This window comes from Lentzea flava, from assembly GCF_014648475.1.
Classification (GTDB): domain Bacteria; phylum Actinomycetota; class Actinomycetes; order Mycobacteriales; family Pseudonocardiaceae; genus Lentzea; species Lentzea flava.
In genome coordinates this window covers 1-23,430 of sequence record NZ_BMRE01000049.1, presented here as the reverse complement: position 1 = coordinate 23,430, position 23,430 = coordinate 1, and the positions used below count along the sequence as shown (strand labels likewise).

Genomic DNA, 23,430 nt, shown 5'->3' with positions numbered 1-23,430 from the left:
TCCAAGAGCGTCTGGCACGATCACCGACGTGCTGGTCTATTGCTGGACTGACCGCACGATCGACCTCGTGCTCGTGGCGTCGTGCGGGTGTAGCTCGACGCGACGCGCGCGCTGAGCCGCTGGGCCGCGCCCTCGCGTCGCGTCTGATCGCCACCCCGTACCGACATGGCCATCAGGAGCGAGCCGGTGACTTCGACCATCGCAGAATTCGACCTGCACCCGGAGCTGGACAGCCAGCTGCTGCGTGACGTGATCCACCCGTCCCGATCCCTCTGGACGCCGCGCGAGCTGCGCGACCTCACCTCGTTCGTCGCGAGCGAGCTGACCACGGACCTGCTGAAGATCCTCGAGTACTCGGCCGAACGGCGCTGGTGGGCGCGGCTCGGCCTGACCGAGGGCGTGGAGCTGTGGCTGCTGTCGTGGCTGCCCGGCCAAGGCACCGAGCCGCATGACCACGGCGGCTCCGCCGGCTCGTTCACCGTGCTGACCGGCGCGTTGCAGGAGGACTACCGCTACCCGGCCGGGCCGATCCGCACCGCGGTCCGCACCACCGGCGACGCGCTGGGCTTCGGCTCGGGGCGGGCCCACCAGGTGACGAACCCGTTCGCCGCGCCCGCCGCGACCGTGCACGCCTACTCGCCGCCGCTCGTGCCGACCCGCGAGTACGCGTCGCTGCTCGACATCCCCGACGAGATCCCGCCGCTGCCCGCCCAGCGTCTCCCCCTGTCCGCACTGCGTCAGCTGGCCGACCAGGAGGGCCCGTGAGCACCGTCGACACCCTCGTCGAAGAGGCAAGGTCCCACCTGAAGCGCCTGGAGCCGCACGAGCTGCACCGGCTGAAGGACGCGTTGATCGTCGACATCCGGCCGATCCACAACCGGCTGGCCGAGGGCGAGATCGAGAACTCGGTCGTGGTCGAGCGGATCGTCCTGGAGTGGCGGCTCGACCCGGCCGGTGACTGGCGGCTGCCCGGCTTCGACGCGGACACGACGGTGGTCGTGGTGTGCAACGAGGGATGGGCTTCGTCGCTGGCGGCGCGTGATCTGCAACGGATCGGGCTCGCCAACGCCACCGACCTCGTCGGCGGGTACCGCGGCTGGCGCGCGGCCGGCCTGCCGATCCGGGAGGGCGGATCCCAGGCCGTCGTCTGAACCGCGCGTGGAACCGCTGCCACGCCGGTAGCGTCTGGTGACCGTGACAGTTGTGCGCTGGGTCGTGACGGCACTGGTGGTGGCCGGCACGATCGTCTGGACCCTCTCGGACTTCCCCGCCGGTCTCGCCGGGGCGCTGGCAGGTCTGCTGCTGGAGCTCGTGGCGGTGCAGGCGGGCCTGGCGCTCGGCGCCGTCCTCTTCGGACTGCGGATCACGCACGTGATCATCGGCGTCGGCGGCGAGCTCAGGTCGTGGACCACGACGCACCGGCGGATCGTGCTGCGCACGTTCCCGGTGCTCGCCACGGTCGGCATCACCGGGCTGAAGCCGGGCGTGCGCCGGCGGACCGTCCTCACCGGAGCGTTCTCCGTCGTCCTCTCCGCGGCGATCGCGGCGGCGACCTGGCTCGCGACCGGGTCGGCGTTCGGCAAGGGCATGGCGCTGGCCGCGACGGCGTGCTTCGTCCTGCAGCTCGTGCCGATCGAGAAGCCGGGGCACACCAGCCTGGGCTGGTTCGTGTTCAGCCTGCCGAAGCTCTCCGGCAGGCCGCTGCGCGAGCTGGAGGTGCGGCCGCGGGTGCTGGCGGGCATGGACGCCTACCACCGCGGCGACCTCGACGAGGCCGAGCGGATCCACGACGAGCTGGTGCGGGACCACCCGGACCTGATCACCGTCGTCGGGCTCAAGGTCGTGACCAGTTGTGCCCGCGAGAAGTACCTGGACGCGCTGCAGACGGTGATCGGGTTGAACGGGCGCGAGGACGTCAGCACGCGCGACGTCGCGTTCATCATGGCGACCATCGCCGGTGTCGCGGTGCTGGCGGTGGAGGCGGGACAGTTCCCGGCCGAGGTCGGGCTGGAGACGGCCCGCAGCATGCTGAACAACGCCTACGAGGCCGGCTATCCGAAGCACCGGGCCCACGGGACGCTCGCGATCATGGCGTTGCTCGAGGGCGACTACGCCAAGGCGCGGCAGCTGGCCGGGTGGGCCGCCGAGAGCAGCGAGAACGCGCTGGGACGTGCCGACGACCTGATCACCATCGCGCGGGCGTGGATGGCGGACGGCAACAACGCGAAGGCCCGCGAGCTCGCAGCCGAAGCGCACGAGCTCGCGGGCTGGAGTCCGCGGGTGGCGGCGACCCGCGCCCGTCTCGCGATCAGCTGACCGACAGATCAGGAAACGTTGTTGCCGCCGCCACCGTTGCCGTTGCCCACGGGTTGGCCGACAGCACGGTGACCGTGAGCGGCCTGTGCGTCGACGCGAACAGGCCCATGCCTGCGAGCAGCGGATCGAGCAATCGCAGGCTAACCACATCATCCGAGCAAAAACGAATCGGTCGCACCATTGTGTGCAATTCCGAAAAACGCTTGGACCGCCACGAACGGGTGACCGCGCTGGTCGCATCACCTATTCTCGGCTGTACGGAATACTACGGAATGCACACAGGGAAAGGGCCCGTCACCGAGACCGGTGACGGGCCCTTTCCCACCCCGCGCGTGAGATCAGCTGTTCTCGACCGGCAGCGGCAGACCGGGCAGCGCCGGCAGACCGCCGGGCGGCGCCGGCAGACCGCACTTCTGCAGCAGGTCGGTGACGGTCTTCAGCAACGTCGTCAGCAGCCCGGTGATTTTGCCGACGTCAGGCAGGCCACCGCTGGCAGCGCCCAGGATCGTGCCGCCGAGACCGGCGATGGACGAGATCAGGTTCAGCACGACCGGCAGACACTGGTCGACGGGACCGTTGTACTCGGCGGCCTTCGTGGGCAGTGGCACTCCCGGCACGCTCACCGGCGGTGTCGGCAGACATCCCGCGCCCTGCAGAGCTGTGACCAACCCGAGCAAGTCGCCGATCAGCGGTGTCACCGCACCCACGTTCGGAATGGGCAACAGGCTTCCGACGACTTTCGTGAGCTTCCCGGCGAGATCCGTCACGAGACCGGCGCAGGCGGCTGGGAGTTCTGGCGCGGCAGGCGTCGCACTGGCAGCCGGTACGGAGGAGGCGGTGAACAGAGCTGCGACGAGCGAGAGTGCGGTAATCGTTTTCTTCACGGCTACCTTCTTCCTCAATGCGCAATTCACTGGAGCCGCGCCGGAAATGCCGTCATGGGAATTCTGGTGCGGTTCATTCCATGCGACAGAGCGTAAGCCTGCACACGCACCCCTACCAGCGGAGATCGGGAATTCACCCACTCGAAAAAGGGCTCATTCGATTGAGGGAAGGCGCTGAATCGAACACGCGCCTGAACCAGGTCACGAGCAGTGAACAGGAAACAAAGAAGACGAACGCATCAGGGCATCCAGCCCGCCGTTTGAAGGCGAACTGGATGCCCTGTGTTGATCTCGGGCCAGGTCAGCTGGCCAGAACGACCCTGCCGAGCTCCGCGGGAGACGCCAGCAGAGGGTGACGAGGCAGCACGCGCACGGTGTAGCCGAGCGAGCCCGCGTGCGGCAGCGGCACCTCCGCCTCGTAGTTGCCGTTGCCCGCGTAGTTCATCGGCGCGGTGACGACGTCGGAGAGCTCGTCGGAGTCGTGGGACACCTTGCCGAGCACGACCTGGACGTCCACTTCGGACGGCTCCAGCCCGGCCAGCTCGACCCGCGCCCGCACGATGACCGGCGCGCCCAGCACCGGAACCGACGAGCCGCCGAGCACCAGGTCGCTGTCGAGCACCCGCACCCGCGTCCACGACGCGCGCAGCCGGTGCCGGTAGCCCGACAGCTCCTTGGCACCGCGGAAGCCGTCGCCGACCACGCCGTTCGCCGACGCGGCCGCCGGCGCGTAGTAGCTCTCCACGTAGTCGCGGACCATGCGCGAGGCCTGCACGACCGGTCCGAGCGAGGCCAGCGTGTGCCGGACCATCGACATCCAGCGGGTAGGCACGCCGTCCTCGCCTCGGTCGTAGAACAGCGGCGCGACCTGCGAGCCGAGCAGCTCGTAGAGGGCGTTCGCTTCGAGGTCGTCCCGGCGGATCGGGTCGCTGACGCCGTCCGCGGTCGGGATCGCCCAGCCGTTGGACCCGTCGTAGAGCTCGTCCCACCAGCCGTCGCGAATGGACAGGTTGAGGCCGCCGTTGAGCGCCGCCTTCATGCCGGACGTGCCGCACGCCTCCAGCGGGCGCATCGGGTTGTTCAGCCACACGTCACAGCCCCAGTACAGGTACCGGGCCATGGACATGTCGTAGTCCGGCAGGAACACGATCCGGTGCCGCACGCCCGCGTCGTCGGCGTAGCGCACGATCTGCTGGATCAGCGCCTTGCCGCCGTCGTCGGCCGGGTGCGACTTGCCCGCGACCACGAGCTGCACGGGCCGCTCGGGGTGCAGCAGCAACGAACGCAGCCGCTCGGGGTCGCGCAGCATCAGCGTGAGGCGCTTGTAGGTCGGCACGCGGCGGGCGAACCCGACGGTCAGCACGTCCGGGTCGAACACCGAGTCGGTCCAGCCCAGCTCCAGCGCCGACGCACCGCGCTGCAACCACGACTCGCGCAGCCTGCGCCGCACCTCGGTGACCAGGCGGCCGCGCAACGTCGACCGCAGCTCCCACAGCCCCGCGTCGGTGACCGGCTCGAACGCGCCGATGCCGAGCCCGGAGCTCTGGTTGTCAGCTTCTGACCCGCCGAGCAGCTTGCTCATCTCGGTCGCGGCCCACGTCGGCCCGTGCACACCGTTGGTGACCGACCCGATCGGCACCTCGGTGGCGTCGAAGCCCGGCCAGAGGCCGCGGAACATGTCGCGGCTGACCTCACCGTGCAGTTTGGACACGCCGTTCGCGCGCTGGGCCAGGCGCAGACCCATGTGGGCCATGTTGAACATGCCGGGGTTGTCCTCGGCGCCGAGCGCGAGGATCCGCTGGGTGTTCACGCCGGGCACGAGCTGCTCGGACCCGAAGTAGTGCTGGACCAGGTCGACCGGGAACCTGTCGATGCCCGCGGGCACGGGCGTGTGCGTGGTGAACACCGCACCGGCGCGCGCGGCCGTGAGCGCCTGGTCGAAGTCGAGACCGTCGTTGGTGATGTACTCGCGGATCCGCTCGAGGCCCAGGAAGCCCGCGTGGCCCTCGTTCGTGTGGAACACCTCTGGCTGCGGGTGGCCGGTGAGCTCGCAGAACGTCCGCACGGCCCGGACGCCGCCGATGCCCGCGAGGATCTCCTGGCGGATGCGGTGGTTCTGGTCGCCGCCGTAGAGCCGGTCGGTGACGCCGCGCAGGTCCTCGTCGTTCTGCTCCACGTCCGAGTCGAGCAGCAGCAACGGCACCCGGCCGACCTGCGCCCGCCAGATCTTGGCGCGCAGCATCCGGTCGCCCGGCATGGCCACGTGGACCAGCAACGGCAGCCCGGACGGCTCGGTGAGCAGCTCCAGCGGCAGGCCGCGCGGGTCGAGCTGCGGGTAGTGCTCCTGCTGCCAGCCGTCGAGCGACAGCGACTGCCGGAAGTACCCCGACCGGTACAGCAGACCGACCGCGATCAGCGGAACGCCCAGGTCGGAGGCTGCCTTGAGGTGGTCACCGGCGAGGATGCCGAGGCCGCCAGAGTAGTTCGGCAGCGCCTCGTGCACGCCGAACTCCATCGAGAAGTACGCGACGCTCGTCGGCAACGGCGTGTCGGTGGTCGACCCGTGCTCGCGCCGCTGGGCGATCTCGTCCTGGCGCCGCTGGTACCACCGCGGCCCCTCGACGTAGCGCTCCAGGTCGGAGGCGAGCGCGTGGAGCTTGAGCAGGAACTGCTCGTCTCTCGCGAGGGCCTCCAGTTTTCCGGCGTCCACGACGGAGAGCAGGCGCAACGGGTCGCCACCGACCTCTGACCAGACGCGTGAGTCGATCGAGGCGAAGAGCTCCTGCGTGGGCGGGTGCCACGTCCAGCGCAGGTTGGTGGCGAGCGTGCTCAGCGCGGACAGGGGCTCCGGCAGGCTGGCTCGGACGGTGAACCGGCGAAGTGCTCGCATGCCGAGGCAACTTACCTGCCACCCCCGCACGCCTGACAACGTTCCCGGTCACACCTGCAACGACTTGCAGAACCGGTCAAGACGGGGACCGCCCGTGAGCAGCCGATACGGGGATTCAGCCGCCCGCTTCGCGCGAATGGGCGATGAGCAGCCTGCCGTCCCTGACCACGAGATCGAGCCGGAAACCCTCGATCGACACGTCGTGCTCACGGGCGCCCCGCTCGCGCAGCGTCAGGTCGAGCTCGACGGCGTACCTCTGGTCGTCCTGCACGGTGCTGGTGATCCGGGGCTCGCCGTAGATCGCCACCACCTCGTACCGCTGCCAGAACTGGTCGTCGGTCTGCTCGGCCGGCCGGAACTCCGGCACCCAGTCCTGCCGGGCGGCCGCGGTGTCCTTGGGCAGCTTGGCGAAGTGCTGCTGGATGAAGGCGTCGACGTCCTTGGTGGTGAGCGCGGCCGGCACAGCGGACGTGCTGGGCGGCGTGCTCTGTGCCGTCGAGCGGTCGCGGCCGAGCAGGAAGGACGCGAGCACTCCCCCGGCGACGAGCAACACCAGCACGGCCGCGGCGACCAGGACCAGGGCCCGGCGCCGGGAGCGAGCAGGGCCGGTGAGGGCCGCCAGTTCCTCGGCCACCTGCACGGCGGTCGGCCGGTCCGCGGGCTCGATCGCCAGCAGCCGGGTCAGCAGCGGCGTCAGCGGTCCGGACCGGACGGGCGGCGTGACCTGTCCGGTCGAGATCTTGTAGAGCAGGCCGAACTCGTTCTCGGTGCGCCCGAACGGCGGCTGCCCCTCCGTCATCGCGTAAAGAGTCGCCCCGAACGAGAACATGTCCGCCGCCGGGTCGGGTTCCGCGCCGCGAGCCAGCTCCGGCGCGAGGTAGGCGAGCGTGCCCGAGAGCCTGCCGGTCCTGGTGACCGCCACGTCGTCGGCCGCACGCGAGATGCCGAAATCCGTGATCTTGACACTGCCGTTGTGTCCGATGAGGACGTTTCCCGGCTTGATGTCCCGGTGGACGATCCCCGCCTCGTGCGCGGCGGCGAGCGCGGCCACGACCTGTGCGCCGATCCGCGCGGTCTCCTCCGGCGGCAGCGTGCCCCGCTCCTTGAGCACCTGCGACAGGCTGCGGGACGGCAGGTACTCCATCACCAGGCACGGTTTGCCGTCCTCGATCACGACGTCGAAGACCCCGATCGCGTTCGGGTGGTGCAGCCGGGCGGCGATCCTGCCCTCCCGCATCGCCCGCTCACAGGCCTCCTCGACCTGCCTCGGCTCGAGATCGGGCAGCAACAGCTGCTTGATCGCGACCTCGCGGTGGAGCATCTCGTCGCGGGCTCGCCACACGACTCCCATCGCGCCGCTGCCGAGGCGCTCGAGCAGGGTGTACCTGTCGGCAAGGGTCTGCACGGGCGCTGAGGTTACTAGCGGTCCTCCTTGACGATCTGCAGTTTCTCGCCCTTGCCGTCGATCTTGAGCGTGTGCTCCTCGGTGACGGTCTTGTTCGTCTCCGCCTCGGTCAGCTGCAGGGCCGTCGTCACCGTGAAGGTGCCGTCGTCGGACGCCGTGACCAGCGGCGGGCCCTTGATCGCGACCTTGGTGTAGTCGCCCCAGTACTGCTTCTCGGAGTTCACGCTCGGAGCCTGGTCCGGGTCCCAGTCTTCGACGGCCTCGGCCGCGTTCTGCGGCAGCTTCGCGTAGTGCTGCTGCACGAACTGGGTGACCTGAGCCTTCGTGAACTTGCTCGCCGGCGGTGCCGAGGTCGGCTTGCTCGGCTCGGTCGTCTGGGCCGGCTTGGTGGTCGTCGGCTTGGCGTTGGTCGTGGTCGGCTGAGCGCTCTGCGTCTGCGAGGCCGGCTTCGTGGTCGAGGCGCCGGAGTCGGTCGCCCTGGACTTGTCGCCCTGGTTCTGGATGATCGCGTACGCCACGCCCGCGATCAGCAGCACGCCGAGGATCACGGCGGCGATGGCCAGCCCGCGGTTGCTCCTGCGCGGCGGCTCCGGCTCCTCCAGCGGAGCGGGCGGCCGGGTGCGCGGGCCCTGCGGCGGCATGGTGCGCGGGCCCTGGGTGCCAGGACCCGACGACGGCATCACGGCCGTGCCGGACGGCGGCGTCATCGGGCGCGGAGGGAGCACGGTGGTGGCCGGAACGGGAACGCCGTCCGCGATCGCCTTCAGCTCCGCCGCCGCCTGGGCCGCGGTCGGGCGCTGCGACGGCTCGTTGGCGAGCAGCCGCACGAGCAACGGCGTGAGGGGGCCCGACCGCATCGGCGGGCGGGTCTCGCCGCGCGCGACCTTGTAGAGCAGGCCGAGGTCGTTGGTGCTCCGGCCGAACGGCGGCTCGCCCTCGGTCATCGCGTAGATGGTGGCGCCGAGCGAGAACACGTCGGACGGCGGCGCGGGCTCGGCACCGCGGGCGAGCTCCGGCGCGAGGTACGCGGGCGTGCCGGCGAGCATGCCCGTCTTGGTCACGGCGACGTCGCCCAGCGCGCGCGAGATGCCGAAGTCGGTGATCTTGACGTTGCCGTCGCGTCCAATGAGGACGTTGCCCGGCTTGATGTCGCGGTGCACGATGCCCGCGGCGTGCGCGGCGGCCAGCGCGGAGGCGGCGAGCGACCCGATGCGGGCGGCCTCGAGAGGCGGCATCGGCCCGCGCTCGTCGAGGATCGCGGACACGTTCTTCGACGGCAGGTACTCCATGACCAGACACGGCTTGCCGTTGTCGAGCACGACGTCGTACACGGCGATCGCGTTCGGGTGCTGCAGGCGCGCGGCGATGCGCCCTTCCCGCATGGCGCGCTGGACGGCCTCGTGCGCCTCGTGCGGCTGCACGTCGTTCAGCAACATCTGCTTGACCGCGACGTCCCGGTGCAGGAGTTCGTCGCGTGCACGCCACACGACGCCCATCGCCCCGGCGCCGAGCTGGTCGAGCAGAACGTAGCGGTCGCCAAGCTTGTTCACGCGCGGGACGGTACCCGTAGCCCCTTCGTAACGTCGTGGGTATGGCGCGAACGGTCCAATGTCGAGAACGTGAGGCGGCCACATGATGGCCGGAGACCCTGGACACGCGTACCGCTCAAGGTGTGCGATCGACACCGGCGGGGTACGGATCTACAAGGGGTAACCCGCTGACGGGCTGCTTGATCGAGCAAGGCAGGATTACGGGCGACGCGGAGCGACACGGCGGAAAGGCGCTGCCGATGAGTGGACGGCTCGGTATCGACGACGTATCCCCGGTGGTGTCGGCTGGCAGGTATCCAGCCAAAGCCGTTGTGGGAGAACACATTCCGGTCCAGGCGACAGTCTGGCGCGAGGGGCACGACAAGCTCGCGGCGACAGTGACGTGGCGCGGACCGAACGACCGAGTCGCCCGGCAGACGAGAATGCACGAGGTCGGAATCGGCCTCGACCGCTGGGGCGCGACGATCGTTCCCGACCACCAGGGCGCGTGGACGTTCCGGATCGATGCGTGGAGTGACCCCTGGGGCACCTGGAAGCACGCCGTTGAGGTGAAGATCGCGGCGGGACAAGGCGCCGGTGATCTCGCAAACGATCTCGAAATCGGCGCACAACTACTCGATCGGGTGGCACGCCGACCCGATCGGAGGCAAGAGCGAGCCCTGCTCACGTCTGCGGCGGAAGCACTGCGCGACGAGGACCGGCCCCTCAACGAACGCGTCGCGCCCGCGCTGGCCGACGAGGTCCAGAAGGTGATGTTCGAGCACCCGGTGCGCGAGCTGATCACCAAGGGCAGGACGCACAAGATCTGGTGCGACCGCAAGAAGGCCGCGTACGGCTCGTGGTACGAGTTCTTCCCGCGCAGCACCGGCGGGATCGACGAGACCGGCCAGGCGGTGCACGGCACGTTCGCCACGGCGACCAAGGAGCTCGACCGGGTCGCGGCGATGGGCTTCGACGTCGTCTACTTCCCGCCGATCCACCCGATCGGGCGAGTGAACCGGAAGGGCCCCAACAACACTCTCGTCGCGGGCCCCGACGACACCGGTTCCCCGTGGGCGATCGGCTCGGACGAGGGCGGCCACGACGCGATCCACCCGCAGCTCGGCACGATCGAGGACTTCGACGCTCTCGTCGAGCGGGCGCACGAGCTCGGCCTGGAAGTCGCGCTGGACTTCGCACTGCAGTGCGCGCCGGACCACCCGTGGGTGCTCAAGCACCCGGAGTGGTTCACCACCCGCCCGGACGGCACGATCGCGTACGCCGAAAATCCGCCCAAGAAGTACCAGGACATCTACCCGATCAACTTCGACCTCGACCCGCAGGGCCTGTACCACGAGGTGCTGCGCGTGATGCTCTACTGGTGCGAGCACGGGGTGCGGATCTTCCGGGTCGACAACCCGCACACCAAGCCGCCGGACTTCTGGCAGTGGCTCATCTGGAAGGTCAAGGAGGTCTACCCGGACACGCTGTTCCTGTCCGAGGCCTTCACCCGTCCCGCGCGGCTCTACGGCCTGGCCAAGCTCGGCTTCACCCAGTCGTACACGTACTTCACGTGGCGGACGGGCAAGCAGGAGCTGATCGAGTTCGGCGAGGACATCCGCGACCACTGGGACGAGGCGCGGCCGAACCTCTTCGTGAACACGCCGGACATCCTGCACGAGTCGCTGCAGCACGGCGGCCCCGGAATGTTCGCTCTCCGTGCGGCCCTCGCGGCCACGCTCGCCCCGTCGTGGGGCGTGTACAGCGGCTACGAGCTGTTCGAGCACGAAGCCGTGAAGCCGGGCAGCGAGGAGTACCTCAACTCCGAGAAGTACCAGTTGCGGCCACGGGACTACGCCCGTGCACTGGCGGACGGGCGGTCGCTCGAACCGTGGCTGCGCAAGCTGAACCACATCCGCAAGGCGCATCCGGCGCTCCAGCAGATGCGCACGCTGAAGTTCCAGCACATCGACAACGACGCGCTGATCGCCTACTCCAAGCGCGATCCGGAGACGGGCGACACGGTCGTCGTGGTCGTGAGCCTCGACCCGAACAACGCGCAGGAGGGCACGCTGTACCTCGACCTGCCCGCGCTCGGGTTCGACTGGCACGAGCGGGTGATCGCGCACGACGAGGTCACCGGCGAAACCTGGGACTGGGGACAGGCCAACTACGTCCGCCTCGAGCCGTGGCGTGCCACCGCGCACGTCGTGAGCCTGCAGCGCCGCTTCAGCTGATTGATGAAGGGCTCCTTCATCGACCTGAAGTGGATGAAGGAGCCCTTCATCGAGGACACCACACCCCCGACGAGGTGGGAGATCATGAACGAAGACACCCGTCCGGACGCGGCACTGGGGCTGGAAGGTGTTCCGCACACCGGTGAGGCCATCGACGACCACGGCATGCTCGTCGAGCCCCAGTCCGAGGACTTCAAGTCGGCGAAGCAGGCGAAGCCGAACCCCAGCTGGTTCAAGGGCGCCGTCTTCTACGAGGTGCTGGTCCGCGCGTTCAGCGACTCCAACGGCGACGGGACAGGCGACCTCAGAGGGCTCGCGTCCCGGCTGGACTACCTGGAGTGGCTCGGCGTCGACTGCCTCTGGCTGCCGCCGTTCTACGCCTCTCCCCTGCGCGACGGCGGGTACGACATCAGCGACTTCCGCGCGGTGCTGCCGGAGTTCGGCACCGTCGAGGACTTCGTGTACCTGCTGGAGGAGGCGCACCGGCGCGGGATCCGGGTGATCACCGACCTCGTCCTTAACCACACCTCCGACGCGCACCCGTGGTTCCAGGAGTCGCGGCAGAACCCCGACGGCCCGTACGGCGACTACTACGTGTGGAGCGACGACGACTCGCGTTATGCGGACGCGAGGATCATCTTCGTCGACACGGAGTCGTCGAACTGGACGTACGACCCGGTGCGCGGCCAGTTCTTCTGGCACCGCTTCTTCAGCCACCAGCCGGACCTTAACTACGAAAACCCGGACGTGCAGGAGGCCATGCTCGACGTCCTGCGGTTCTGGCTGGACCTCGGCATCGACGGGTTCCGCCTCGACGCCGTGCCGTACCTCTTCGAGGAGGAGGGCACGAACTGCGAGAACCTGCCGCGCACGCACGAGTTCCTCAAGCGCTGCCGCAAGGTCGTCGACGACGAGTACCCCGGCCGGGTGCTGCTCGCCGAGGCGAACCAGTGGCCGTCGGACGTCGTGGAGTACTTCGGTGATCCGGAGGTCGGCGGCGACGAGTGCCACATGGCGTTCCACTTCCCGTTGATGCCGCGGATCTTCATGGCGGTGCGGCGCGAGTCGCGGTTCCCGATCTCGGAGATCCTGGCGCAGACGCCGGCGATTCCCGAGAACGCGCAGTGGGGCATCTTCCTGCGCAACCACGACGAGCTGACGCTGGAAATGGTCACGGACGAAGAACGTGACTACATGTACGCGGAGTACGCCAAGGACCCGCGGATGAAGGCGAACATCGGCATCCGCAGGCGGCTCGCCCCGTTGCTGGAGAACGACCGCAACCAGCACGAGCTGTTCACCGCGCTGCTGCTGTCGCTGCCCGGCTCGCCCGTTCTGTACTACGGCGACGAGATCGGCATGGGCGACAACATCTGGCTCGCCGACCGCGACGCCGTGCGCACGCCGATGCAGTGGACGCCGGACCGCAACGCGGGTTTCTCCTCTTGCGACCCAGGCCGCATCTACCTGCCGGTGATCATGGACCCGGTCTACGGCTACCAGGGCCTGAACGTCGAGGCGCAGCTCAACAACTCGTCGTCGTTGCTCAACTGGACCCGCCGGATGATCGAGGTGCGCAAGCAGCACCACGCGTTCGCGGAGGGCGACTTCAGCGAGCTCGGCGGCTCGAACCCGAGCGTGCTCGCCTACAAACGACTGTGGAAGCGACCGGACGGACGCGAGGACATCGTGCTCTGCGTGAACAACCTGTCACGCTTCCCGCAACCGGTCGAACTCGACCTCTCCGAGCACCGCGACTACACGCCGCTGGAGCTCACAGGAGGTGTCAAGTTCCCGGCGATCGGGGAACTCCCTTACCTGCTGACCCTTCCCGGTCACGGTTTCTACTGGTTCCAGCTGGTAGAGGCGGGCGACGACGGCGAAATGAGGTGAATCGCGCGTGATTGATCCCGACGAGCTCACCGACAAGCTGGTCACCACACTGCCCGACGTCCTGCCCACGCTGCGCTGGTTCGGCGGCAAGGACCGCCCGGTCACCGCCGTCCGTCCACTGCGGACGACCCCGCTGGCCGACGACGTGGTGCACGCGATCGTCGAGGTCGAGCAGCCAGGCCGCACCGAGGAGTACCAGCTGATCATCAGCGAGCACTCCGACGGCTTCGACGCCACGGCCGATCCCGACCGCAACGGCTTGTTACTGGCCAAAATCGCGGCGGGGGAACGCGTGGACGGCATCACGTTCGCGCACGAGGAAGGCGTCGAGCTGCGCACGTCGTTGCGCGGCAGGCCGATCGGCGTCGAGCAGTCCAACACCTCGGTGATCTACGGCCAGCAGTACATCCTGAAGATCTTCCGCAAGCTCGCCCGCGGCGAGAACCGCGACCTGGTGATGCACCGGGCGCTGCGGTCCGTCGGCTGCGAGCACATCGCCCTGCCGCTGGGCTGGATCTCGACCGAACTGGACGGCGACCCGGTCACGCTCGCGATGCTGCAGGAGTTCCTGCCGGACGCGGTCGAGGGCTGGGACATGGCCAAGACCTCGGTGCGCGACCTGATGGCGGAGGCCGACCTGCACGCCGACGAGGTCGGCGGCGACTTCGCGGGTGAGGCCTGCCGCCTGGGCCACGCGGTCGCGCAGGTGCACGCCGACCTCGCCGAGGCGCTCGGCACGCGGCTGGCGGACGAGGACGCGATCACGCACGCCATCGCGGGCATGCAGCGGCGGCTGGACACCGTGCTGGACGCGGTGCCGGAGCTGGGCCGCTACGAGGAACCGCTGCGCGCCGCGTTCGGGGAGGCACGGCAGCACATCGGGGCCATCCCGATCCAGCACATCCACGGCGACCTGCACCTCGGCCAGGTGCTGCGGACCGTGCACGGCTGGCTGCTGATCGACTTCGAGGGCGAGCCGGCGGCACCCGCTGCGGAACGCAACGCGCTGAAGTCGCCGTTGCGGGACGTGGCGGGGATGCTGAGGTCGTTCGACTACGCGGCACGCCAGCTGCTCATCGGCCAGCCCGACGACGACCAGCTCGCCTACCGCGCGATGGAGTGGACGAAGCGCAACCGGGCGGCGTTCTGCGACGGCTACGCCGAGGTGGCGGCCGATCCGCGGGACAACACGCACCTGCTGCGCGCGTTCGAGCTGGACAAGGCGGTCTACGAGGTCGCGTACGAGCACGCGAACAGGCCGGAGTGGTTGACGGTGCCGCTGTCGTCGATCGCCCGCATGACTAGCGGAGGAGAGTGAGCCCGTGAAGGCCGACCTGGACCGGATTCTGGCCGGTGCCCACCACGACCCGCACTCGGTGCTGGGCGTGCACACCGTCGGTGATCAGGTGATCGCGCGGGCGTTGCGGCCCGGTGCCACGTCGGTCGCGGTGTCGTGGGGTGACAAGCAGGTCGAGCTGCCGCGCATCGCCGACGCGCTCTTCGAGGGCGAGCTGCCGGAAGCACCCGGCGACTACCGGTTGCTGGTGTCCTACGGCGACCACACGGTCGAGGTCGACGACCCGTACCGGTGGCTGCCGACGGTGGGTGAGCTCGACCTGCACCTGATCGGCGAGGGCAGGCACGAACGGCTGTGGGACGTGCTCGGTGCGCATGTCCGTTCCTACGAAACGACTTCCGGTGACGTCACCGGTGTGTCGTTCGCGGTGTGGGCGCCGAACGCGCGCGGTGTGCGCGTGACGGGCGACTTCGACGGCTGGGACGGACGCGCGAACCCGTTGCGCTCCATGGGTTCCAGCGGTGTGTGGGAGGTGTTCCTGCCGAACGTGCCGGTGGGCTCGCGGTACAAGTTCCGCATCCTCGGCGCGGACGGTGTGTGGCACGAGAAGGCCGACCCGATGGCGTTCGCGACGGAGACGCCGCCGCAGACGGCCTCGGTCGTCACGCGGTCCGAGTACCAGTGGCAGGACGCGGAGTGGGAGGCCCGGCGCGAGGCCACCCAGTGGGTGAACGCGCCGATGTCGATCTACGAGGTGCATCTCGGGTCGTGGAAGCCGGGTCTCGGGTACCGGGAGCTCGCGAACGAGCTCGCGGACTACTGCGAGGACATGGGCTTCACGCACCTGGAGCTGCTGCCGATCGCCGAGCACCCGTTCGGCGGGTCGTGGGGCTACCAGGTCACCTCGTACTACGCGCCGACCTCGCGGTTCGGGTCACCGGACGACTTCCGGTTCTTCGTCGACACGCTGCACCAACGCGGCATCGGCGTGATCGTCGACTGGGTGCCCGCGCACTTCCCGAAGGACAGCTGGGCGCTCGCGAAGTTCGACGGCACGGCGCTGTACGAGCACGCCGACCCGCGCCGCGGCGAGCAGCTCGACTGGGGCACGTACGTCTTCGACTTCGGGCGCAACGAGGTCCGCAACTTCCTCGTCGCCAACGCGCTGTACTGGATCGAGGAGTTCCACCTCGACGGGCTGCGAGTGGACGCCGTCGCGTCGATGCTCTACCTCGACTACTCGCGGCCGGAGGGCCAGTGGCTGCCGAACGAGTACGGCGGCCGGGAGAACCTCGACGCCGTGCGGTTCCTGCAGGAGCTGAACGCGACGGTCTACCGGCGGCACCCCGGCATCGTGATGATCGCCGAGGAGTCGACGGCGTGGCCGGGCGTGACGCGGCCGACGCACCTGGGCGGGCTCGGGTTCGGCTTCAAGTGGAACATGGGCTGGATGCACGACACGCTGCACTACCTGTCGCGTGAGCCGGTGCACCGGTCGTTCCACCACAACGAGATGACGTTCTCGCTGGTCTACGCGTGGAGCGAGAACTTCGTGCTGCCGCTGTCGCACGACGAGGTGGTGCACGGCAAGGGCTCGTTGTGGGGCCGGATGCCGGGTGACGACTGGAACAAGGCCGCCGGTGTGCGGTCGTTGCTGGCGTTCATGTGGGCGCATCCGGGCAAGCAGCTGCTGTTCATGGGCGGTGAGTTCGGGCAGCGGCAGGAGTGGTCGGAGTCGCGGTCGCTCGACTGGCACCTGGTGGAGCAGGAAGGCCTGCACCAGGGGATTCAGTCGCTGATGCGCGATCTGAACTCGGTGTACCGGCGTTCCGCGGCGTTGTTCTCGCACGACGTCACGCCCGAGGGGTTCCAGTGGATCGACGCGAACGACTCCGGCGGCAACGTGCTGTCGTTCCTGCGGATCGGTGAGGACGGCTCGGTGCTGGCCTGCGTCGCGAACTTCGCAGGGACCCCGCATCACGACTACCGGGTCGGCCTGCCGTCCGGCGGGCGGTGGAAGGAGCTCCTCAACACCGACGCGGCGCACTACGGCGGCTCCGGCGTGGGCAACCTCGGTGGCGTCGACGCCGAGGCCAAGCCGTGGCACGGGCGGCCGTACTCAGCGGTGTTGCAGCTGCCACCCGCCGGTGTGCTGTGGCTGGTTCCCGACCCCGCCGCCGAGAGCGACTGATCTGTCCGGCAGCGCTCCGTTCCAGTAGAGCGCGCCGGATACCGTCGCCGTGGCCGGTGTCATGCCGGCGCAGGTGCGGACGACCTGGCCGGTCAGGTCGAACGGCGGGGTGTCCGCGCAGCCGGTGGCGGTGAGCTTCAGGCTGGTCAGCGGCACGCTGCCGGTGTTGGTGACGGTGATCTTCAGGGTGTCCTGCCCCGCTTCGAGCCGCAGGTCGTAGGCGGACACCCGGAGGAAGACGCACTCCCAGTGGATCTCGGTGTTCGTCGTGGCGAAGAACCGGACGGTGGCCGCCTTCGGTGGCGCGATCATGCCGTAGCTGTTGTACCTCTTCGGCTTCGCCTGCGTCGGCCGCCGGGCGTAGGTGCGCCCGGTCTGGGCACCGGCCTCGTCGAGGAACTGCAGGCCGGTCGCGGTCGCCGGTCCCGGCTTCGTGCTGCCCGACCAGACGCTCAGGTCGTAGACGCCTCCCGGGACCGCTTTCAGGCTCGTACCGACGGTGCCGGGCCCGGTGATCACGCCGTGGCGCGGGTCCGGCGCGATGCCCCCGATGCAGCCGGGCATGCCCGGATCGGCCCCGGTGGGAGGGCCGACGAGGAACATCAGGGCGCAAAGCAATTCGCGCACACCTGGAAATGTAGGTCGGTGGCCGGATCACGGCTCGGTGAACCTCTCCGGTGATCCGCACGTTGCCTCTTGTATGCGCCTGAGTTCGCCGAGTAGGCCGTCCCTCAAGCCGAGCGCCAGGCACAATGGGCTCATGCCGCTCCGCAGCGTCGTGCTGATCGTCCTCACCGCCCTGCTCGCCGCGGGGTGCACCGCGGAGATCCCGGGACGCCCGCGTGCCGCCAAGGTGGTGAAGAAGGAGGCCTCGACCGAGACCGTGCAGGTGCGCGGCTCGGACAACGGCCCGATCGACAAGCTGGCCGCCACCGCGCTCACCGACATCGACGAGTTCTGGACGCAGTCGTTCCAGCAGACGTTCAACAAGCCGTGGAAGAAGCTGACCGGCGGCTACTACTCGGTCGACACGGCCGACGCCACCGCGAAGCCGCCGCCGTGCACCCAGAAGGCCGCCGACGTGGAGGGCAACGCGTTCTACTGCCCGGCCGCCGACGCCATCGCCTGGGACCGCGCGTCGCTGCTCCCGGTGCTGCAGGACCGCTTCGGCGAGGCCGCGGTCGTCGTCGTGCTGGCCCACGAGATCGGTCACGCGGTGCAGAACCGCATGGGCATCACGCCGGAGGCCGAGCGCCGCGAGCCGGACAAGTACCCGACGATCCTCACCGAGGCCCAGGCGGACTGCTTCGCGGGCTCGTTCGTGCGCAACGTGACCGACGGCAAGTCGAAGCGCCTGGACATCGGCACGGACGCCCTGGACAAGGCCCTGGGCGCGCTGATCACGTTCCGCGACCCGGTCGGCACCTCACCCGAGGACGAGCAGGCGCACGGCAGCGCGTTCGACCGCGTGGCGGCGTTCCAGGACGGCTACGAGCAGGGCACGAAGTTCTGCGCGGCGATGTCGGTGCAGAACCGCACGTTCACGCAGCGCGCGTTCACGACCGTCACGGACCGCGCGAACGGCGGCAACCTGCCGTTCGCGCAGATGCTCGAGTCGGTGACGCCCGACCTCGACGGCTACTTCAAGACCCTGGCCACGGCCGCGGGCAAGACCTGGCCCTCGCCGCGCGCCGAGTCCTCGAAGACCGAGCCGACCTGCTCCGGCGACCAGGGCCCGGTCGCGTACTGCCCGTCGGACAAGACGATCAAGATCGACACCAAGGACGAGCTGCCGCAGCTGCACAAGGAGCTCGGCGACTACGCGACCGGCACGCTGATCGCGACCCGGTACGCGATGGCCGAGCTGGCCGTGATGGGCAAGCCGGTGGAGGGTGAGGAGGCGTCGGCCGCGGTGCTGTGCCTGGCTGGCGCGTACACCGGTGCGGTGTTCCAGCGTCAGGGCAGCGAGTTCGGACTGTCACCCGGCGACTTCGACGAGGCCGTGACGGTGCTGCTGCGCTTCGACTACGCGGCCCGCGACTCGCGCGGCCGTGACGCCGTGGATCCGGGGTTCGCGCGGGTGGCGCGGTTCCGGGAGGGCGTGTTCGAGGGCCCGAAGAAGTGCGGCCTCTAGTCCTTCACCGCACCTGGTCGTCCAGCGGGTGGGCCGTGGCCGCGAACCTGGGCGGCGAACCGTCCTTGGGAACGATCAACGGACCGTTGCCCACGAGCGCGTGCCTGATCTTCCCCGTCTCCACGTAGGCCTTGGTGTTGTAGCTGAACACCCAGGCCGTCTCGTACTCGTGCTCACCGGTGATCACCACGTCGAGCTCCTCGTCCGCATAGAGATCGCCGATGAGTGCGTCAGCTCTGTGCCGGAATTCGGCCGGTGCGCCCGTCACCCGGTAGATGATGCCCCGGGATGAACTGAAGCCCGCACAGCCTCATGGCGTGTGCGGGCTTCAGGGCTTTTTGCGGGCGTCAGCGGCGTTCGACCGGGGCCTGCGGCGCCGCCACCACGGAGATCCGCGCGCCGGGGATCGTGAGCTTGCCGCCCTTGAGGTCCGTGTTGCGCACCGTCACGTCGGTGAACGTCACGAACGGCACGTTCAGGGGCGGAGGGTGGGCTGCCGTGTAGTCCACCGGGATCTTGATGCCGAGGATGTCCAGGTTGCCCTTGAGCTGGATCGTGAACAGCTCGATCCGCCCGGACGAGACCGTCGACGTGCTGCCGGGGCGCGCCGTCGTGACGAGCTTGACGCCCGGCGACACCTCGGCCGACTGGACCAGGTCCCTGATCTTTATGTCCGTCGTCGTGAACTTCAGGACCTTGATGACCTGGCCGTTCAGCACCGCGTCGACGACACCGACGAAGTTGAGCCCGCCGAGCTCCAGCCGTGACGCGTTCAGCGTCCACTCACGTCCTCCGCCCGCCACCGGGGCAGGGGCCGGTGGCGGGGGCGCCGACGTCGGCGGCGGCTCCGTGCTCGGCGGAGGGGTCGGCACGGACGACGACGACGGCGGTGGAGTGGCGCTGCTGCTGGAGACAGGAGGCGGCTCCGAGCTCGTCGTCGGAGCCGGTGAACTGCTGCTCGGGGGCGGCGGCTCGGAACTCGACGGCGGCTGCAGCGCCAGCACCGCGACCATCGCGACCGCGGCCATCGGCTGAGTCCGGATCATGTGGGTTGAACCCTCTGGGTCGTCTCCGTGGCCGGTTCGGCACCGCCCTTGGGTTTCTTCTGCTTCTTGGGGGCATCCGTCCAGGCCACGGCGAGCGCGCCGCCGAGCAGGCTGAAGAGGGTGCCGAAGAGGAAGCCGCCGAGGTTGGTCACGACGAGCGCGACCAGCGACAGCAGCACCGTGACGATGCCCGCCGCGAGCCGGAACTTCGGCGCCACCCACAACGCCACCGCGCAGATGACCAGCAACGCGCCGATCAGCAACGCGGACACGCCACCGAGCGTCTGGATGGAGATGACCATGTCGCCGAACTTCAGGTTGGCGTACGGCGGGAACAGGATGATGAGCGCACCCACGGCCACGAACAGGCCGGCCCAGAAGGGCCGGCCACGTCGCCACGCGGTGAAGCGGCGCCAGACCCTCAGAAGCACTCTTGCTTCCCTTGGCGAATGGTCAGGTTCATGCCCTTGAACCTGATGGTCTGGGCCGTGGTGGACCAGGCGGTCTGCTTGAGCCCGGTGATCTTCGCCGAGTCGGCCTGCAGACCGAACGAGCCCGGCAGGCCCTTGAGGCCGTCCGGCCCCTTGGTGGTCTTGCTCGCGTCGATGCCGATGTCGGGAGCACCGAGCTCCAGGTCACCGGAAAGATCGGTGAGGTTGACGACCAGGTTGTCGGCCGACATGCCGCCGACGCCGTCCGCGGTGATGCGCATCGTCACATCGCCCACGATCGGCATGTTGGCGACGAACACCGACTGACAGAACTTGTTCAGCGAGGCGGTCTTGAAGCCGCTGACCGCGACGACGTGCACCTTGCCCGCACCCGCGTCGACCCCACCGAACTGGACGAATCCCTTGCCGTCCAGTGAGTCGGCGGACACCTTGAAATCTTGGCCGGACACCGCGAACGAGGCGGCCAGCGCTCCCTGGGACATGCCGAAGAGGAGGGCACCGGCACCCACGGCCCCGATACCGAGCACCCCGACGAACCGTGCCCAGCGCGTTCTACCCATACCGCCAAACTCCTTCCACACCGAAGGCTTGCAGGGTGGGACTGTGCGCTCCGAAACATAGGCAGGACAACGAAAACGAGTCCGTGCAGTCTTGAAATCACCCCTGAGGGTGAGACGGTTTCACGTTTGGCCCCTGGTCCTTGCGCCAGCGGTATGAACCACGCTTAGTAGGGTCTGGTCATGGGGATCGGACGAATCGCCGTCGCACTGGCCGCGACCGCGGCGCTGACCGCCTGCGCTTCCGTGGTCGAGGGCTCACCGAAGGGCGAACGCCCCGATCCCACGAAGGTGGCGGGCCTGGAGATCTCCAACGGCCCGTCCGGCCCCAAGCGCGGCGTGCCGGACGCCGATCTGAGCGTCGAGAACGGCGACGGCGGCGAGATGGACCAGCTGGCCATCAACACCCTGGCCGACGTGCAGGAGTTCTGGAAGGCCGAGATCCCGAACTCGTTCCCCGGCAAGACCTTCGAGCCGGTCAAGCGCTTCATCTCCTACGACTCGGCCGGCAAGGGCGTCGAGGTCTGCAAGCTCAACACCGCGGGCATCGCCAACGCCTTCTACTGCGCCCTCGACGACAGCATCACGTGGGACCGCGGCGAACTCCTCCCGATGCTCAAGGACGCCTTCGGCCCCATGGCCGTGGTCACCGTCCTGGCCCACGAGATGGGCCACGCCGTCCAGTACAAACTGGGCGCGGCCTCCAACATCGGCGCCAACACCCCGTCCATCGTCAAGGAACAGCAGGCCGACTGCTACACCGGCGTCTTCATGCGCTGGATCGCCGAGAACAAGTCCAAGCACTTCGAACTCTCCACCGGCGAGGGCCTCAACCAGGTCCTGCAGACGATGTTCTTCATCCGCGACGCGGCAGGCACGTCCTTCGAAAAGCAGGGCGCCCACGGCAGCGCCTTCGACCGCGTGTCGGCCTTCCAGTTCGGCTTCACCCGAGGCGCCTCGCGCTGCGCCGAGATGAACGAGGCCGAGATCAACAAACGCATCACCGAACGCCCCTTCGACCTGGCCGACTCCGACCAGGGCCAGGGCCGTGGCAACGCCAAGATCGACCAGGACAAGTACCTCAAGGCCCTCGACGAGTCCCTCCGCGACGCCTACAAGTCGAGCGGCGCGGCCTTCCCCACCGTCGACAAGACCGGCATCAAACCCTGCACCGACGCCCAAACCACCTCCCCGGCCTCGTTCTGCCCCTCCACCAACCAGATCCAGCTGGACCTCCCGTCCCTGGTGAAGATCGGCACGCCCCCGAAGAAGGGCACGAAGGGCGGCATCGGCGACTTCGCGGCCTTCGCCGTCATCGCCTCCCGCTTCTCCCTCTCGATCCAGCACGCCACGGGCTTCAAACTGGACGACGACGCCGCAGGCCAGCGCACCGCCTGCCTGACCGGCGCCTGGGCAGGCCTCACCAACCGCCCCGACGCCGCCGCAGGCCTGAAGCTCTCCCCGGGCGACCTCGACGAGGCAGTGGCCGAACTCCTGGCCGACAACAGCCTGATCGCCTCCGACGTGAACGGCAAAGCCGTCCCCTCGGGCTTCGCCCGCGTGGAAGCGTTCGGCGACGGCTTCTTCCGAGGCTCCTCGTACTGCGTGAAGAAGTATTCAATTTGAAAATTCCATCGACGCACGTCGATACTTCCTCCCGTGCTGACCGATGAAGCCGCGACCTACGCCTCGTGGTTCTCGACCCTGTCCGACCCCACCAGAGTCCGCCTGCTGCACCACGTGGCCTCAGCCCCAGGCCCGGTGACCGTCGGCGAACTGACCACCCTGCTGGGCGTGAGCCAGTCGACCTGCTCCCACCACGTCCGCAAACTGGCCGAGGTCGGCTTCGTCCAAGTCCAACGCGAGGGCACAACCACCCTCGTCACCGTCAACCCGGCCTGCTGCACGGGCCTCCCGCACGCCGCAGACGCGGTGATGGGCGCCCTGACGACAGGCTCGGTGTCCCCCGTATCCGGCGTAACCGTCCGCGCGATGACCGCCGCCGACTGGCCAGACGTCCGCCGCATCTACGGCGAGGGCATAGCCACAGGCAACGCCACCTTCGAAACCGAAGTGCCCTCCCGCCGCACCCTGGAATCCAAGTGGCTGCCAGACCACCGCTGGATCGCCGTGGTCGACGGCCAGATCGCAGGCTGGGCCGCCGCCGCTCCCGTCTCCGCCCGCGAGTGCTACTCCGGCGTGGCCGAGACCTCGATCTACGTGAGCGACGCCCACCAGGGCCGAGGCGTGGGCAAAACCCTGCTGCACCACCAGGTCTCCGCCGCCGACGCCGACGACCTGTGGACCCTGCAAGCCGTGATCTTCCCGGAGAACCGGGCCAGCATCGCCCTGCACCACCGAGCAGGGTTCCGGACGGTGGGCGTACGCGAACGAATCGCCCAGCACCACGGCAAATGGCGAGACACAGTCCTCTTGGAACGCCGCCGCCCTTGAGCGCCCCAACATCCAGCCAGCCACGCAGCCATCCATTGGATGGATGGATCTCTCGCGAAGGCGAAGCCGAGCGGCGAGGCCGAAGACGAGGCCAGCGAAGGCGGAGCCGAGCCCCAAGCGATGGCGCAGCCGAGCAGTCCTTGGC

At 68.9% G+C, this 23,430-nt stretch carries 21 protein-coding genes; 11 read left to right on the top strand and 10 right to left on the bottom strand.

Annotated elements, in window-relative coordinates; genetic code table 11:
- Positions 1 to 186: 186 nt before the first annotated feature.
- The 3 genes from IEZ09_RS36495 to IEZ09_RS36485 are packed head-to-tail and all read left to right on the top strand — an operon-like array spanning position 187 to position 2,316.
- On the top strand, positions 187 to 765 hold the full coding sequence (locus IEZ09_RS36495; RefSeq protein WP_189258391.1) for a cysteine dioxygenase: 579 nt from the start codon (positions 187 to 189) through the stop codon (positions 763 to 765).
- Positions 762 to 1,151: a rhodanese-like domain-containing protein gene (locus IEZ09_RS36490; RefSeq protein ID WP_189258390.1), complete on the top strand. Its 390-nt coding sequence runs from the start codon at positions 762 to 764 to the stop codon at positions 1,149 to 1,151. Before IEZ09_RS36495 ends, IEZ09_RS36490 begins: the two co-directional genes overlap by 4 nt.
- Positions 1,152 to 1,188: 37 nt before the next feature.
- Positions 1,189 to 2,316: a hypothetical protein gene (locus tag IEZ09_RS36485; RefSeq protein WP_189258389.1), complete on the top strand. Its 1,128-nt coding sequence runs from the start codon at positions 1,189 to 1,191 to the stop codon at positions 2,314 to 2,316.
- Here IEZ09_RS36485 and IEZ09_RS36480 read toward each other — a convergent pair.
- The 5 genes from IEZ09_RS36480 to IEZ09_RS36460 all read right to left on the bottom strand — a co-directional run bounded on the left by IEZ09_RS36480 (position 2,309) and on the right by IEZ09_RS36460 (position 9,045).
- Entirely contained in the window at positions 2,309 to 2,449 is a 141-nt protein-coding gene (locus IEZ09_RS36480; RefSeq protein WP_189258388.1) for a hypothetical protein, read from the bottom strand. The genes IEZ09_RS36485 and IEZ09_RS36480 overlap by 8 nt on opposite strands.
- 205 nt (positions 2,450 to 2,654) lie before the next feature.
- Positions 2,655 to 3,200, bottom strand: a complete 546-nt coding sequence (locus IEZ09_RS36475) for a hypothetical protein (RefSeq protein WP_189258387.1) — start codon at positions 3,198 to 3,200, stop codon at positions 2,655 to 2,657.
- A 301-nt stretch (positions 3,201 to 3,501) separates the two neighbouring features.
- On the bottom strand, positions 3,502 to 6,090 hold the full coding sequence (glgP, locus tag IEZ09_RS36470) for an alpha-glucan family phosphorylase (protein WP_189258386.1): 2,589 nt from the start codon (positions 6,088 to 6,090) through the stop codon (positions 3,502 to 3,504).
- Between the two features lie 115 nt (positions 6,091 to 6,205).
- Entirely contained in the window at positions 6,206 to 7,495 is a 1,290-nt protein-coding gene (locus IEZ09_RS36465) for a serine/threonine-protein kinase (protein WP_268247674.1), read from the bottom strand.
- A gap of 14 nt (positions 7,496 to 7,509) precedes the next feature.
- Positions 7,510 to 9,045, bottom strand: a complete 1,536-nt coding sequence (locus IEZ09_RS36460) for a serine/threonine-protein kinase (protein ID WP_189258385.1) — start codon at positions 9,043 to 9,045, stop codon at positions 7,510 to 7,512.
- 239 nt (positions 9,046 to 9,284) lie between these two features.
- Here IEZ09_RS36460 and IEZ09_RS36455 point away from each other — a divergent pair, with 239 nt between their 5' ends.
- The 4 genes from IEZ09_RS36455 (at position 9,285) to glgB (ending at position 16,642) form a co-directional block, all read left to right on the top strand.
- Positions 9,285 to 11,261 carry an alpha-1,4-glucan--maltose-1-phosphate maltosyltransferase gene (locus tag IEZ09_RS36455; RefSeq protein ID WP_189258384.1) on the top strand — a complete coding sequence of 659 codons (1,977 nt, stop codon included), beginning with the start codon at positions 9,285 to 9,287 and terminating at the stop codon, positions 11,259 to 11,261.
- 84 nt (positions 11,262 to 11,345) lie between these two features.
- Entirely contained in the window at positions 11,346 to 13,154 is a 1,809-nt protein-coding gene (gene treS / locus IEZ09_RS36450) for a maltose alpha-D-glucosyltransferase (protein WP_189258428.1), read from the top strand.
- 7 nt (positions 13,155 to 13,161) lie between these two features.
- Positions 13,162 to 14,472, top strand: coding sequence for a maltokinase N-terminal cap-like domain-containing protein (locus tag IEZ09_RS36445; protein WP_189258383.1), 1,311 nt, complete (start codon positions 13,162 to 13,164; stop codon positions 14,470 to 14,472).
- Between the two features lie 4 nt (positions 14,473 to 14,476).
- Positions 14,477 to 16,642, top strand: coding sequence for a 1,4-alpha-glucan branching protein GlgB (gene glgB, locus IEZ09_RS36440; protein ID WP_189258382.1), 2,166 nt, complete (start codon positions 14,477 to 14,479; stop codon positions 16,640 to 16,642).
- On the opposite strand, the gene IEZ09_RS36435 is transcribed toward glgB, so the two are convergent.
- Complete coding sequence (locus IEZ09_RS36435) at positions 16,571 to 17,269, bottom strand: DUF7850 domain-containing protein (protein WP_189258381.1); 699 nt, start codon at positions 17,267 to 17,269, stop codon at positions 16,571 to 16,573. The two genes, glgB and IEZ09_RS36435, sit on opposite strands and share 72 nt — an antisense overlap.
- Before the next feature lie 133 nt (positions 17,270 to 17,402).
- Between IEZ09_RS36435 and IEZ09_RS36430 the strand changes: the two genes are divergently transcribed.
- Positions 17,403 to 18,776: a neutral zinc metallopeptidase gene (locus IEZ09_RS36430; protein ID WP_189258380.1), complete on the top strand. Its 1,374-nt coding sequence runs from the start codon at positions 17,403 to 17,405 to the stop codon at positions 18,774 to 18,776.
- A gap of 4 nt (positions 18,777 to 18,780) precedes the next feature.
- Here IEZ09_RS36430 and IEZ09_RS36425 read toward each other — a convergent pair whose 3' ends face one another.
- Both IEZ09_RS36425 and IEZ09_RS36420 read right to left on the bottom strand, forming a co-directional pair.
- On the bottom strand, positions 18,781 to 19,044 hold the full coding sequence (locus tag IEZ09_RS36425; RefSeq protein WP_189258379.1) for a YrhB domain-containing protein: 264 nt from the start codon (positions 19,042 to 19,044) through the stop codon (positions 18,781 to 18,783).
- A 79-nt stretch (positions 19,045 to 19,123) separates the two neighbouring features.
- The gene (locus IEZ09_RS36420) at positions 19,124 to 19,579 is read right to left on the bottom strand and encodes a hypothetical protein (protein ID WP_189258378.1); all 456 of its coding nucleotides are present in this window, start codon (positions 19,577 to 19,579) and stop codon (positions 19,124 to 19,126) included.
- Positions 19,580 to 19,625: 46 nt separating this feature from the next.
- Here IEZ09_RS36420 and IEZ09_RS36415 point away from each other — a divergent pair, with 46 nt between their 5' ends.
- On the top strand, positions 19,626 to 19,811 hold the full coding sequence (locus tag IEZ09_RS36415) for a hypothetical protein (RefSeq protein ID WP_189258377.1): 186 nt from the start codon (positions 19,626 to 19,628) through the stop codon (positions 19,809 to 19,811).
- A 7-nt stretch (positions 19,812 to 19,818) separates the two neighbouring features.
- On the opposite strand, the gene IEZ09_RS36410 is transcribed toward IEZ09_RS36415, so the two are convergent.
- Both IEZ09_RS36410 and IEZ09_RS36405 read right to left on the bottom strand, forming a co-directional pair.
- Positions 19,819 to 20,253 carry a DUF6114 domain-containing protein gene (locus IEZ09_RS36410; protein ID WP_189258376.1) on the bottom strand — a complete coding sequence of 145 codons (435 nt, stop codon included), beginning with the start codon at positions 20,251 to 20,253 and terminating at the stop codon, positions 19,819 to 19,821.
- Positions 20,244 to 20,834 (bottom strand): DUF6230 family protein, encoded by a 591-nt coding sequence (locus tag IEZ09_RS36405; protein ID WP_189258375.1) that lies wholly within the window; start codon positions 20,832 to 20,834, stop codon positions 20,244 to 20,246. The genes IEZ09_RS36410 and IEZ09_RS36405 overlap by 10 nt, the downstream gene beginning before the upstream one ends.
- A gap of 180 nt (positions 20,835 to 21,014) precedes the next feature.
- On the opposite strand from IEZ09_RS36405, the gene IEZ09_RS47560 reads away from it, so the two are divergent.
- Positions 21,015 to 22,457, top strand: coding sequence for a neutral zinc metallopeptidase (locus tag IEZ09_RS47560; RefSeq protein WP_189258374.1), 1,443 nt, complete (start codon positions 21,015 to 21,017; stop codon positions 22,455 to 22,457).
- 33 nt (positions 22,458 to 22,490) lie between these two features.
- Positions 22,491 to 23,285 carry a helix-turn-helix domain-containing GNAT family N-acetyltransferase gene (locus IEZ09_RS36395; protein ID WP_229813283.1) on the top strand — a complete coding sequence of 265 codons (795 nt, stop codon included), beginning with the start codon at positions 22,491 to 22,493 and terminating at the stop codon, positions 23,283 to 23,285.
- Positions 23,286 to 23,430: the final 145 nt, after the last annotated feature.

What these genes read in the sequence shown, in the direction of transcription:
- glgP (WP_189258386.1), bottom strand. Translation starts at nt 6,090, where the DNA reads ATGCGAGCACTTCGCCGGTTCACCGTCCGAGCCAGCCTGCCGGAGCCC.
- IEZ09_RS36455 (WP_189258384.1), top strand. Translation starts at nt 9,285, where the DNA reads ATGAGTGGACGGCTCGGTATCGACGACGTATCCCCGGTGGTGTCGGCT.
- treS (WP_189258428.1), top strand. Translation starts at nt 11,346, where the DNA reads ATGAACGAAGACACCCGTCCGGACGCGGCACTGGGGCTGGAAGGTGTT.
- IEZ09_RS36430 (WP_189258380.1), top strand. Translation starts at nt 17,403, where the DNA reads ATGCCGCTCCGCAGCGTCGTGCTGATCGTCCTCACCGCCCTGCTCGCC.
- IEZ09_RS36405 (WP_189258375.1), bottom strand. Translation starts at nt 20,834, where the DNA reads ATGGGTAGAACGCGCTGGGCACGGTTCGTCGGGGTGCTCGGTATCGGG.
- IEZ09_RS47560 (WP_189258374.1), top strand. Translation starts at nt 21,015, where the DNA reads ATGGGGATCGGACGAATCGCCGTCGCACTGGCCGCGACCGCGGCGCTG.